Below are 11,067 nucleotides of genomic sequence, written 5' to 3'. Positions count from 1 at the left end.
CACCCGTTCCTGTGGGGCTCCAAGCGTACCGGTCCGGACCTGGCCCGCGTCGGCGGCCGCTACTCCGACGACTGGCACCGCGCCCACCTGTACAACCCGCGCAACGTGGTGCCGGAGTCGAAGATGCCCTCCTACCCCTGGCTGGTGGAGCACAAGCTGACCGGCAAGGACACCGCCGCCAAGCTGCAGGCCATGCGTACCCTGGGCGTGCCGTACACCGAGGAAGACATCGCCGGTGCCCGCGACGCGGTCAAGGGCAAGACCGAAATGGACGCGCTGGTCGCGTACCTGCAGGTCCTCGGCACCAGCATCAAGAACAAACGGTAACGCACCATGGATATCGGGACTCTGCGTGGACTGGGCACAGCCATCGTACTGATCGCCTTCGTGGGCCTGCTGCTCTGGGTCTTCAGCGGCAGGCGCAAGAAGAGCTTCGACGAAGCGGCCAATCTGCCGTTCGCCGATGAGCCCAAATCCGAAAAGCGTGAAGAAGAAGCTTCTAGGAGTAAGCACGAATGACCAGTTTCTGGAATTGGTACGTCACCGTACTCAGCCTCGGCACCATAGTGGCGCTGACCTGGCTGCTGTTCGCGACCCGCAAGGGCCAGCGTCAGGACACCACCGATCAGACCGTGGGCCACAGCTTCGACGGCATCGAGGAGTACGACAACCCGCTGCCCAAGTGGTGGTTCCTGCTGTTCGTCGGCACCGTGATCTTCGCCCTCGGCTACCTGGTGCTCTACCCGGGCCTGGGCAACTGGAAGGGCGTCCTGCCGGGCTATGAGAACGGCTGGACCGGCGTCAACCAGTGGAAGAAGGAAATGGACCGCGCCGACGCCGAGTACGGCCCGCTGTTCGCCAAGTACGCCGCCATGCCGGTGGCCGAGGTGGCCAAGGATGAGCAGGCCCTGAAGATGGGCGCGCGTCTGTTCGCCTCCAACTGCTCGGTGTGCCACGGCTCCGACGCCAAGGGCAGCTACGGCTTCCCCAACCTGACCGACGCCCACTGGCGCTGGGGCGGCGAGGCCGACACCATCAAGACCTCGATCCTCGGCGGCCGTCACGGCATCATGCCGGCCTGGGCCGCGGTCATCGGCGAGGATGGCGTGAAGAACGTCGCCGCCTACGTGCGCAGCGAGCTGGCCGGCCTGAAACTGCCGGAAGGCCACGGTGCCGACGTCGCCGCCGGCCAGAAGATCTTCGCCACCAACTGCGTCGCCTGCCACGGCCCGCAGGGCAAGGGTACTCCGGCCATGGGCGCCCCGGACCTGACCGCCAGCGCCGGCTGGCTGTACGGCTCGAGCCTGACCCAGCTGCAGCAGACCATCCGCCTCGGCCGCCAGGGCCAGATGCCGGCGCAGCAGGAGCTGCTCGGCAACGACAAGGTGCACCTGCTGGCTGCCTACGTGTACAGCCTGTCGCAGAAGTAAGCGCCAGGGTCGTAACCGACAACGCCGCCCCCCGGCCTCCGGAGGGCGGCGTTTTTCATTGCGCGCGAATCACAAAAACCACGCCAACGCGATACCCCACCAGGTATCGCGCGACGACCCGTCGCATGCAGCCCGTCGCCATTAGGCGTACCATTGCACCCATGGTGAACAGCCCCCGTGGCCATGTACCGCGAGGCACCTCTCCTCCTCCAGCCGTGGTAGAGACCGATGAGCGACAAGATTCCCGTACAGGATGTAACCCCCGCCCCTGTCAAGAAAGGCGAAAGCGTGGACCTCTACGCCAAGCGCGAGATGATCTACACCAAGTCCTTCACCGGGCTGTTCCGCAACATCCGCCTGGTCAGTGGCGCCTTCCTGTTCCTGATGTTCTTCGGCACCGCCTGGCTCAACTGGGGCGATCGCCAGGCCGTCTGGTGGAACCTGCCGGAGCGCAAGTTCTACATCTTCGGCGCCACCTTCTGGCCGCAGGACTTCATGCTGCTGTCCTGGCTGCTGATCATCTGCGCCTTCGGCCTGTTCTTCATCACCGTGTTCGCCGGCCGCGTCTGGTGCGGCTACACCTGCCCGCAGAGCGTGTGGACCTGGGTGTTCATGTGGGCGGAAAAGGTCACCGAGGGCGACCGCAACCAGCGCATGAAGCTCGACAAGCAGCCGATGAGCGCCGAGAAGTTCCTGCGCAAGACCGCCAAGCACGCCATCTGGCTGGGCGTGGCCCTGCTCACTGCGCTGACCTTCGTCGGCTACTTCACCCCGATCCGCCAGCTGGTGGTCGATCTCGCCACCTTCAACCTCGAGGGCTGGGCGCTGTTCTGGGTCGGTTTCTTCACCCTGGCCACCTACGGCAACGCCGGCTGGCTGCGCGAGCAGGTGTGCATCCACATGTGCCCCTACTCGCGCTTCCAGAGCGTGATGTTCGACAAGGACACCCTGATCGTCTCCTACGATGCCAACCGCGGTGAGAGGCGCGGCCCGCGCAAGAAGGATGCCGACTACAAGGCCCAGGGCCTCGGCGACTGCATCGACTGCAAGATGTGCGTGCACGTCTGCCCGACCGGCATCGACATCCGCAACGGCCTGCAGATCGCCTGCATCGGCTGCGCCGCCTGCGTCGACGCCTGCGACAGCATCATGGACAAGATGGGTTATCCGCGCGGCCTGGTCGGCTACACCACCGAGCACAACCTCAACGGCCACAAGACCCATATCGTCCGCCCCCGCCTGATCGGCTACGCCATCGCCCTGCTGATCATGATGGGCGCCTTCGGTACCGCCCTGCTGATGCGCCCGCTGGCCGAGCTGGACGTGCTCAAGGACCGCGTGCTCTATCGTGAGAACGAGGAAGGCCGCATCGAGAACGTCTACACCCTGCGGATCATGAACAAGGACCAGCGCGAGCACGTCTACACCATCGGCGTCGAGGGGCTCGACGGCCTGGCCCTGGAAGGCAGCCGTGAGGTGCGCGCCGCCGCCGGCGAGGTGCTGTCGGTACCGATCGAGCTGTCCATCGATCCGGAAAAGCTGCCTTCCACCACCAACGAGATTCTCTTTACAATCCAGGCCGCCGATCTTCCCGGCAAGACCTTCGACGCCGAAAGCCGCTTCATCGGCCCGCGCGTCCGCTGACAGTAGAGAGAGAGCATGCAGCAGCCCGAGATCACCAGTCGCTGGTACAAGCAGTTCTGGGCCTGGTTCGTCATCGCCATCCTGGCCATCGCCGTGGTGCTGGGGGTGACCCTGGTGGTGGTATCCGTACGTACCGCCGACACCCTGGTGGCCGACAACTACTACGACGTCGGCAAGGGCATCAACCAGTCGCTCGAGCGCGAGCAACTGGCCAAGCGCCTGGGCATGCAGGCCGGCCTGACCCTCGACGAGCAGGCCGGCAGCGCCGAGCTGCGCCTGAGCGGCATCAGCCAGCCGGCGCAGCTGGTGCTCAACCTGATCTCGCCGACCCAGCCGGAGCGCGACCGCCGCGTCATTCTCCAGCCGGTGGCCGGCGAGGCCGGGCTGTACCGCGGCCAGATGCAGGATGCGGTCAGCGGCCGCCGCTTCGTCGAGCTGATCGGCAGCGAGGGCGGCAAGGACTGGCGCCTGTTCGACGAATTCGTCCTGGAAGACGGCCGTCCGATCCAGCTCGCGCCCTGATCGCCGCGGCATGACCACGCCCCTGCCCTGCTTCCACTGCGGGCTGCCGGTTCCCGACGGCAGCCCCTACCACACCCACGTGCTCGGCGAATCGCGGGCTATGTGCTGCCCGGGCTGCCAGGCGGTGGCCGAGGCCATCGTCGCCGGCGGTCTGGAAAGCTACTATCGCCACCGCAGCGAAACCGCCGCCAACCCCGAGGCGCTGCCCAAGGCCCTGAGCGACGAACTGGCCCTCTATGACCGTGCTGACGTGCAGCAGGGCCTGGTCCAGCACAACGGCGAACAGGCGCAGACCTGCCTGCTGATCGAGGGCATCAGCTGCGCCGCCTGCGGCTGGCTGATCGAGCACCACCTGAAGAAGCTGCCCGGCGTCAGCGAGGCCAGCCTCAACCTGTCCAACCAGCGCCTGCAGGTACGCTGGGACGACGCCCGCCTGCCGCTCAGCCAGCTGCTCGCCGAGCTGCGCCGGATCGGCTACGCCGCGCACCCCTACCAGGCCGACGCCGCCGCCGAGCAGATGCAGCGGGAGAATCGCCGGGCGATGCGCCAGCTCGGCGTCGCCGGCCTGCTGTGGATGCAGGTGATGATGGCCTCGATGGCCACCTGGCCGGAGTTCAACCTCGACCTCAGTCACAGCTTCGACCGCATCCTGCGCTGGACCAGCCTGTTCCTCACCACACCGATCGTCTTCTACTGCTGCGGGCAGTTCTTCCGCGGCGCCCTGCGCGACCTGCGCACCCGCCACCTGACCATGGACGTCTCGGTGTCGCTGGCCATCGGCGGCGCCTACGTCGCCGGCCTGTGGGCCACCGTCAGCGGCGAGGGCGAGCTGTACTTCGACGCCGTCGGCATGTTTGCCCTGTTCCTGCTCGCCGGCCGCTACCTGGAGCGCCGCGCCCGCGAGCGCACCGCCCAGGTCACCGCCCAGCTGGTCAACCTGCTGCCGGCCTCCTGCCTGCGCCTGGACGACCAGGAGCAGAGCCAGCGCATCCTGCTCAGCGAGCTGCAGCTCGGTGACCGCGTGCTGGTGCCGCCCGGCGCGGTGATCCCGGCCGACGCCACCATCCTCGCCGGCCAGTCGAGCATCGACGAGTCGCTGCTCACCGGCGAATACCTGCCGCAGCCGCGCGGCGTCGGCCAGCGCGTCACCGGCGGCACCCTCAACGTCGAGGGGCCGCTGACCCTGCAGGTCGAGGCGCTCGGCGACGACACCCGCCTGTCCGCCATCGTCCGCCTGCTCGAGCGCGCCCAGGCCGACAAGCCGCGCCTGGCGCAGCTGGCCGACAAGGTGGCGCAGTGGTTCCTGGTCATCGTGCTGCTCACCGCCGCGGTGGTCGGCGCGGTCTGGTGGCAGATCGACAGCGAGCGGGCGTTCTGGATCGTCCTCGCCCTGCTGGTCGCCACCTGCCCCTGCGCCCTGTCGCTGGCCACCCCCACCGCGCTGACCACCGCCACCGGCAGCCTGCACCAGCTCGGCCTGCTGGTGACCCGCGGCCACGTGCTGGAAAGCCTCAACCAGATCGACACCCTGATCGTCGACAAGACCGGCACCCTCACCGAAGGCCGCCTGACCCTGCGCGAGGTGCGCCCGCTCGGCGCCCTCGACAGCCAGGCATGCCTGGGCCTGGCCGCCGTCCTGGAAAACCGCTCCGAGCATCCCATCGCCCGCGCCTTCGGGCGCGCCCCGCTGGCCGCCGAGGAAGTGCACAGCGAACCCGGCAAGGGCCTCGACGGGCGGGTCGACGGCCGTCGCCTGCGCATCGGCGAGCCGGTCTTCGTCAGCCAGCTGGCCGGCCAGACGCCGCCGGCCATGCCGGCCGAACCGGGCCAGTGGCTGCTGCTCGGCGACCAGCAGGGACCGCTGGCCTGGCTGCGCCTCGACGACCGCCTGCGCGGCGACGCCCGCGCGCTGGTCGACGCCGCCCGCGCCCGCGGCTGGCAGGTGCTGCTGCTGTCCGGCGACAGCTCGCCGATGGTCGCCAGCGTCGCCGCCGAACTGGGCATCGACGACGCCCGCGGCGGCCTCACTCCGGACGCCAAGCTCGCCGTGCTGCGCGAGCTGCACCAGCAGGGACGCCGCGTGCTGATGCTCGGCGACGGCGTCAACGACGTACCGGTACTGGCCGGCTCCGACATCAGCGTGGCCATGGGCAGCGCCACCGACCTGGCCAAGACCAGCGCCGATGCCGTGCTGCTGTCCAACCGCCTGGCCAGCCTGGTGCAGGCGCTGGACGTCGCGCGACGCACCCGTCGCATCATCGTCGAGAACCTCGCCTGGGCCTGCCTGTACAATGGCCTGATCCTGCCGTTCGCCGCCCTCGGCTGGATCACCCCCGGCTGGGCGGCCATCGGCATGTCGGCCAGCTCGCTGGTGGTGGTGCTCAATGCCCTGCGCCTGAGCCGGGTGAAAGCCGGCAGCCGGCCGGTCGCCGCCGCCACCGGCCATGCCCCCGCGGTCCTGGCCGACGCCAGCAGCCGCCCCTGACCCGGAGGTTCCCATGTCCGCCCTCTACCTGCTGATCCCGGTCGCCGTGGTGCTGGTCGCCCTGGCCATCTGGATGTTCTTCTGGGCCGTCGACAACGGCCAGTACGACGACCTCGACAGCCCGGCGCACAGCATCCTGTTCGACGACGAGGATCCCCAGCACCAGGCCGGCATCGACGAAGCCAGCTCCGGCCACGGCGATGGCAAACGCGGCGACGGGGAGCCGCCGCGTGGCTGAACTGCTGCCCCTGCTGGTCTCGGCCCTGGTCCTCGGCCTGCTCGGCGGCGGGCACTGCATCGGCATGTGCGGCGGTCTGATGGGCGCGCTGACCATGGCCATCCCCGCCGAGCAGCGGCCGCGCCGCCTGCAGCTGCTGCTGGCCTACAACCTGGGGCGCATCGCCTCCTACGGCCTCGCCGGGCTGCTGCTCGGCACCGCCGGCTGGGCGCTGGCCAGCGGCCCGGCGGCGACCGTGCTGCGCGCGCTCGCCGGCCTGCTGCTGATCGCCATGGGCCTGTACCTGGCCGGCTGGTGGGGCGGCCTGACCCGCATCGAAGGCGCCGGCCGCCTGCTCTGGCGCCACATAGAACCGCTGGCCCGCCGCCTGCTGCCGGTACGCGACGCACGACGCGCCCTGCTGCTCGGCGGACTGTGGGGCTGGCTGCCCTGCGGCCTGGTCTACAGCACACTGCTGTGGGCCGCCAGCCAGGGCGACGCCCTCGACAGCGCCCTGCTGATGCTGGCCTTCGGCCTCGGCACCCTGCCGGTGCTGCTGGCCACCGGACTGGCCGCCGAGCGGCTGACCGCCCTGCTGCGCCGCCGCGGCGTGCGCATCGCCGGCGGAATGCTGGTGATCCTGTTCGGCCTGTGGACCCTGCCCGGCCCGCACCAGGACTGGCTGATGGGCCACGGCGGCGGCCACGCCAGCCTGCAAGGCGCACACTGAAGCGGTTGATGCAAGTCAACACCCCCCCGCAGCCCGGACTCTAGACTGCAAAGCACGTCTGATAATCCGAGACAACCGCATGCTCGACGCCATCCGCTGGGATACCGATCTGATCCGCCGTTACGATCTGGCCGGGCCGCGGTATACCTCCTACCCGACCGCCGTGCAGTTCCACGACGGCATCGGTCCCTTCGACCTGCTCCACGCCCTGCGCGACAGCGCCCAGGCCAGACGCGCGCTGTCGCTGTACGTGCACGTGCCGTTCTGCGCCCACATCTGCTACTACTGCGCCTGCAACAAGGTCATCACCAAGGACCGCGGGCGCAGCGCACCCTACCTGCAGCGCCTGCTGCGCGAGGCGGAACTGATCAGTCGCCACCTCTCGCCCGACCAACTGGTCGAGCAGCTGCATTTCGGCGGCGGCACGCCGACCTACCTCAGCCACGACGAGCTGCGCCAGCTGATGACCGGCCTGCGCCAGCACTTCCACCTGCTGGACGACGACACCGGCGACTACAGCATCGAGATCGACCCGCGCGAGGCCGACTGGGCAACCATGGGCCTGCTGCGCGACATCGGTTTCAACCGCGTCAGTCTCGGCGTGCAGGACTTCGACCCGGCCGTGCAGCGCGCGGTCAACCGCCTGCAGAGCGTCGAGGAAACCCGCGCCATCGTCGAGGCCGCCCACACCCTGCAGTTCCGCTCGGTCAACATCGACCTGATCTACGGCCTGCCGCTGCAGACCCCCGAGTCCTTCGCCAGGACCGTCGAGGAAGTCATCGCCCTGCAGCCCGATCGCCTGTCGGTGTTCAACTACGCGCACCTGCCCGAGCGCTTCATGCCGCAACGGCGGATCAACGCCGCGGACCTGCCCAGCCCCGGCGCCAAGCTGGAGATGCTGCAGCGCACCATCGAGCAACTGACGGCCGCCGGCTATCGCTACATCGGCATGGACCACTTCGCCCTGCCCGACGACGAACTGGCCATCGCCCAGGAGGAAGGCAGCCTGCAGCGCAACTTCCAGGGCTACACCACCCACGGCCACTGCGACCTGATCGGCCTCGGCGTGTCGTCGATCAGCCAGATCGGCGACCTCTACTGCCAGAACAGCAGCGACATCGCCGACTACCAGAGCACCCTCGACACCAATCAGCTCGCCACCCGCCGCGGCCTGCACTGCACCAGCGACGACCGCATCCGCCGCGCGGTGATCCAGCAGCTGATCTGCCACTTCCGGCTCGACTTCGCCGAGATCGAGGAGCAGTTCAACATCGACTTCCGCGGCTACTTCAACGATGTCTGGCCAAGCCTGCAGCGTGTCGCCGAGGACGGCCTGATCCAGCTGGACCCCCGGGGCATCGACATCACCGCGGCCGGCCGGCTGCTGGTGCGCTCGGTGTGCATGCTGTTCGACCGCTACCTGCCGATGCTCGACACCCAGCGCTTCTCCCGCGTCATCTGAGCCAAATGGTCGCGGCGGCACACTGGCAGCCTCCGGCTGGCTGGGGTAACCTTGCCCAACTTTCTGTTGTATTAGGTAAGGATTCGCCATGACTGCCGGCCAAGACACCATCAAGGCACGCAACCTGCCGCAGGCGCACTGCAAGGAATGCAGCCTCGCCCCGCTGTGCCTGCCGCTGTCCCTCAATCTCGAGGACATGGACGCGCTGGACAACATCGTCAAGCGCGGCCGGCCGCTGAAGAAGGGCGAGTTCCTGTTCCGCCAGGGCGACAGCTTCAATTCGGTGTTCGCCGTGCGCACCGGCGCGCTGAAGACCTTCAGCGTCACCGACGGCGGCGAGGAGCAGATCACCGGCTTCCACCTGCCCAGCGAGCTGGTCGGCATGTCGGGGATGGATGGCATGGCCTACCCGGTGTCGGCCCAGGCGCTGGAAACCACCTCGCTGTGCGAGATCCCCTTCGAGAAGCTCGACGAGCTGTCGGTACAACTGCCGCAGCTGCGCCGCCAGCTGATGCGCATGATGAGCCGCGAGATCCGCGACGACCAGCAGATGATGCTCCTGCTGTCGAAGAAGACCGCCGACGAGCGCATCGCCACCTTCCTGGTCAACCTCTCCGCACGCTTCCGCGCCCGCGGCTACTCGGCCAACCAGTTCCGCCTGGCCATGTCGCGCAGCGAGATCGGCAACTATCTGGGTCTGGCCGTGGAAACCGTGTCGCGGGTGTTCACCCGCTTCCAGCAGAACGGCCTGCTGCTGGCCGAAGGCAAGGAAGTGCAGATCCTCGACTCGGTCGAGCTGTGCAGTCTGGCCGGCGGCCGCCTGGAAGGCTGAGCCACACGGCAGCACGCAAAGAACAACGCCCGCTCCGGCAAGCCGCAGCGGGCGTTGTGCATTTCCGGTGGCTTACAGGCCGATCGGCCGGCGCCCCGCCATGGCATGCGCCAGGGTACCGCCATCGACCAGCTCCAGCTCGCCACCCAGCGGCACGCCATGGGCGATGCGCGACAGCACCAGGCCGCGTGGCGCCAGCAGCTGCGCGATGTAGTGGGCCGTGGCCTCGCCCTCGACCGTCGGGTTGGTCGCCAGGATCACCTCCCTGAACGCGCCGGCGGCGACGCGCGCCTCCAGCTCGGGAATGCCGATGGCTTCCGGCCCCAGACCGTCCAGTGGTGACAGGTGGCCCTTGAGCACGAAGTAGCGCCCGCGATAGCCGGTCTGCTCCACGGCGAACACGTCCAGCGGCCCCTCCACCACGCAGAGCAGCTCGTCGTCACGGCGCGGATCGCTGCACTGCGGGCACAGCTCGTCCTCGCTCAGCGTGCGGCACTGCCGGCAATGGCCGACCCCCTCCATCGCCCGGCTCAGCGCCTGGGCCAGGCGCAGGCCGCCGCTGCGGTCGCGCTCGAGCAGGTGCAGCGCCATGCGCTGGGCGGTCTTCTGACCGACGCCCGGCAGGATGCGCAGGGCGTCGATCAACTGGCGGATCAGGGGGCTGAAACTCATGGAAATTACCGTCGAAGTGCGTGGTGCGCGCGGCGCCCCCTACGGATGCGACAGAGCGATCACCCGGGGTGCGCCATACGCAGCACGGAAAGTCAGGATCAGAACGGCATCTTGAAGCCGGGCGGCAGCTGCATGCCGGAGGTCATGCCCGCCATCTTCTCCTGGTTGTTCTGCTCGATCTTGCGCACGGCGTCGTTCACCGCCGCGGCGATCAGGTCCTCGAGGATCTCCTTGTCTTCCTGCATCAGGCTGTCGTCCAGGGAGACGCGCTTGACGTCGTGGCGACCGGTCATCACCACGCTCACCAGGCCGGCGCCGGACTGGCCGGTCACCTCGGCGTTGGCCAGCTCCTCCTGCATCTTCTGCATCTTTTCCTGCATCTGCTGGGCCTGCTTCATCAGCGCGGCCATGCCACCTTTCATCATGGGATCACCTCAATTGTCCAGGGGTACTATGGTGCCGTCGCGGATCACCGCGGCGAACTGGTCCATCATCTGCCGAACCAGCGGGTCGGCATGGATCGACGCCTCGGCCGCGCGCTGGCGTTCGGCGCGTGCTCGGGCGGCGGCCTGAGCCGGGGTTTCCTGCTCGGGCCGGACGATATCGATCTGCAGGGTCAACGGTCGACCATGATAGCCGCTCAGCGCATCGGTCAGGCGGCGCTGCTGACCGGCGTTGAACAGCGCGCTCTGCCCCGGGTCCAGGTGCAGGTGCCAGCGGTCGCCGTCCTTCGCCACCAGGCTGCAGTTGGCCGCGATGCTGGCGGTCATGCCCGCCAGCCCCAGCCGCGGGAACAGTTCCAGCCACTCGGCGGCCAGGCCGGTGGCCGGGCGGGCCGCAGGCAACACCTCCTCGGCCGGCTCGGGCTCCAGCGGCTCGTGCACATCGACCGGCTGCATGCTTTCCAGATAGGCATAGGCATCGATGTCGATCGACTCGTAGTCGTCGCCCTCGTCCGCAGGCTCCTCCTCGGCGACAGGGCCGGCGGGTGCCGCCGGCGCAGCCTCGGTGCGCTCCGCGGGAGCCGGCGGGCGGCCGGCCGGTTCGGGACGTGCGAGCGGCTGCGCCGGGCG

General features: G+C 68.7%; 13 protein-coding genes. 10 read left to right on the top strand and 3 right to left on the bottom strand.

The annotated features are described in order from the left end of the window. The 10 genes from E5198_RS18310 to fnr all read left to right on the top strand — a co-directional run. A partial coding sequence (locus tag E5198_RS18310; protein WP_178084097.1) for a cbb3-type cytochrome c oxidase subunit II occupies positions 1-327 on the top strand: 327 nt, incomplete at its 5' end. A gap of 6 nt (positions 328-333) precedes the next feature. Further along, positions 334-519: a cbb3-type cytochrome c oxidase subunit 3 gene (locus E5198_RS18305; RefSeq protein WP_136491391.1), complete on the top strand. Its 186-nt coding sequence runs from the start codon at positions 334-336 to the stop codon at positions 517-519. Continuing rightward, complete coding sequence (gene ccoP / locus E5198_RS18300) at positions 516-1,430, top strand: cytochrome-c oxidase, cbb3-type subunit III (RefSeq protein WP_136491390.1); 915 nt, start codon at positions 516-518, stop codon at positions 1,428-1,430. Before E5198_RS18305 ends, ccoP begins: the two co-directional genes overlap by 4 nt. Positions 1,431-1,658: 228 nt before the next feature. After that, positions 1,659-3,074: a cytochrome c oxidase accessory protein CcoG gene (gene ccoG / locus E5198_RS18295; protein ID WP_136491389.1), complete on the top strand. Its 1,416-nt coding sequence runs from the start codon at positions 1,659-1,661 to the stop codon at positions 3,072-3,074. A gap of 15 nt (positions 3,075-3,089) precedes the next feature. Further along, entirely contained in the window at positions 3,090-3,596 is a 507-nt protein-coding gene (locus E5198_RS18290; RefSeq protein ID WP_136491388.1) for a FixH family protein, read from the top strand. Between the two features lie 10 nt (positions 3,597-3,606). Then, on the top strand, positions 3,607-6,081 hold the full coding sequence (locus E5198_RS18285; protein ID WP_136491387.1) for a heavy metal translocating P-type ATPase: 2,475 nt from the start codon (positions 3,607-3,609) through the stop codon (positions 6,079-6,081). Between the two features lie 13 nt (positions 6,082-6,094). Continuing rightward, positions 6,095-6,319 carry a cbb3-type cytochrome oxidase assembly protein CcoS gene (gene ccoS, locus E5198_RS18280; RefSeq protein ID WP_136491386.1) on the top strand — a complete coding sequence of 75 codons (225 nt, stop codon included), beginning with the start codon at positions 6,095-6,097 and terminating at the stop codon, positions 6,317-6,319. After that, positions 6,312-7,028 (top strand): sulfite exporter TauE/SafE family protein, encoded by a 717-nt coding sequence (locus E5198_RS18275; protein WP_136491385.1) that lies wholly within the window; start codon positions 6,312-6,314, stop codon positions 7,026-7,028. Before ccoS ends, E5198_RS18275 begins: the two co-directional genes overlap by 8 nt. Positions 7,029-7,107: 79 nt before the next feature. After that, positions 7,108-8,490 (top strand): oxygen-independent coproporphyrinogen III oxidase, encoded by a 1,383-nt coding sequence (gene hemN, locus E5198_RS18270; RefSeq protein WP_136491384.1) that lies wholly within the window; start codon positions 7,108-7,110, stop codon positions 8,488-8,490. Between the two features lie 88 nt (positions 8,491-8,578). Further along, positions 8,579-9,322 carry a fumarate/nitrate reduction transcriptional regulator Fnr gene (gene fnr, locus E5198_RS18265; protein ID WP_136491383.1) on the top strand — a complete coding sequence of 248 codons (744 nt, stop codon included), beginning with the start codon at positions 8,579-8,581 and terminating at the stop codon, positions 9,320-9,322. A gap of 72 nt (positions 9,323-9,394) precedes the next feature. Here fnr and recR read toward each other — a convergent pair whose 3' ends face one another. From recR to E5198_RS18250, 3 genes are all read right to left on the bottom strand, one after another. After that, positions 9,395-9,994, bottom strand: coding sequence for a recombination mediator RecR (gene recR, locus E5198_RS18260; protein ID WP_136491382.1), 600 nt, complete (start codon positions 9,992-9,994; stop codon positions 9,395-9,397). Between the two features lie 98 nt (positions 9,995-10,092). Next, a complete protein-coding gene (locus E5198_RS18255) occupies positions 10,093-10,419 on the bottom strand; it encodes a YbaB/EbfC family nucleoid-associated protein (protein WP_136491381.1) in 327 nt (108 codons plus the stop codon). 9 nt (positions 10,420-10,428) lie between these two features. After that, the coding region (locus E5198_RS18250; RefSeq protein WP_305956074.1) for a DNA polymerase III subunit gamma/tau C-terminal domain-containing protein at positions 10,429-11,067 on the bottom strand (639 nt) is incomplete at its 5' end.

This window comes from Pseudomonas sp. A-1 (assembly GCF_004801855.1).
Lineage (GTDB): Bacteria > Pseudomonadota > Gammaproteobacteria > Pseudomonadales > Pseudomonadaceae > Geopseudomonas.
The sequence above is the reverse complement of the archived record's forward strand: the minus strand, read 5'-3'. Positions and strand labels throughout refer to the sequence as shown.

Excerpts from the sequence above, each read along its gene's own strand:
- E5198_RS18305 (WP_136491391.1), top strand. The coding sequence starts at position 334 with ATGGATATCGGGACTCTGCGTGGACTGGGCACAGCCATCGTACTGATC.
- ccoP (WP_136491390.1), top strand. The coding sequence starts at position 516 with ATGACCAGTTTCTGGAATTGGTACGTCACCGTACTCAGCCTCGGCACC.
- ccoG (WP_136491389.1), top strand. The coding sequence starts at position 1,659 with ATGAGCGACAAGATTCCCGTACAGGATGTAACCCCCGCCCCTGTCAAG.
- E5198_RS18290 (WP_136491388.1), top strand. The coding sequence starts at position 3,090 with ATGCAGCAGCCCGAGATCACCAGTCGCTGGTACAAGCAGTTCTGGGCC.
- E5198_RS18285 (WP_136491387.1), top strand. The coding sequence starts at position 3,607 with ATGACCACGCCCCTGCCCTGCTTCCACTGCGGGCTGCCGGTTCCCGAC.
- ccoS (WP_136491386.1), top strand. The coding sequence starts at position 6,095 with ATGTCCGCCCTCTACCTGCTGATCCCGGTCGCCGTGGTGCTGGTCGCC.
- hemN (WP_136491384.1), top strand. The coding sequence starts at position 7,108 with ATGCTCGACGCCATCCGCTGGGATACCGATCTGATCCGCCGTTACGAT.
- fnr (WP_136491383.1), top strand. The coding sequence starts at position 8,579 with ATGACTGCCGGCCAAGACACCATCAAGGCACGCAACCTGCCGCAGGCG.
- recR (WP_136491382.1), bottom strand. The coding sequence starts at position 9,994 with ATGAGTTTCAGCCCCCTGATCCGCCAGTTGATCGACGCCCTGCGCATC.
- E5198_RS18255 (WP_136491381.1), bottom strand. The coding sequence starts at position 10,419 with ATGATGAAAGGTGGCATGGCCGCGCTGATGAAGCAGGCCCAGCAGATG.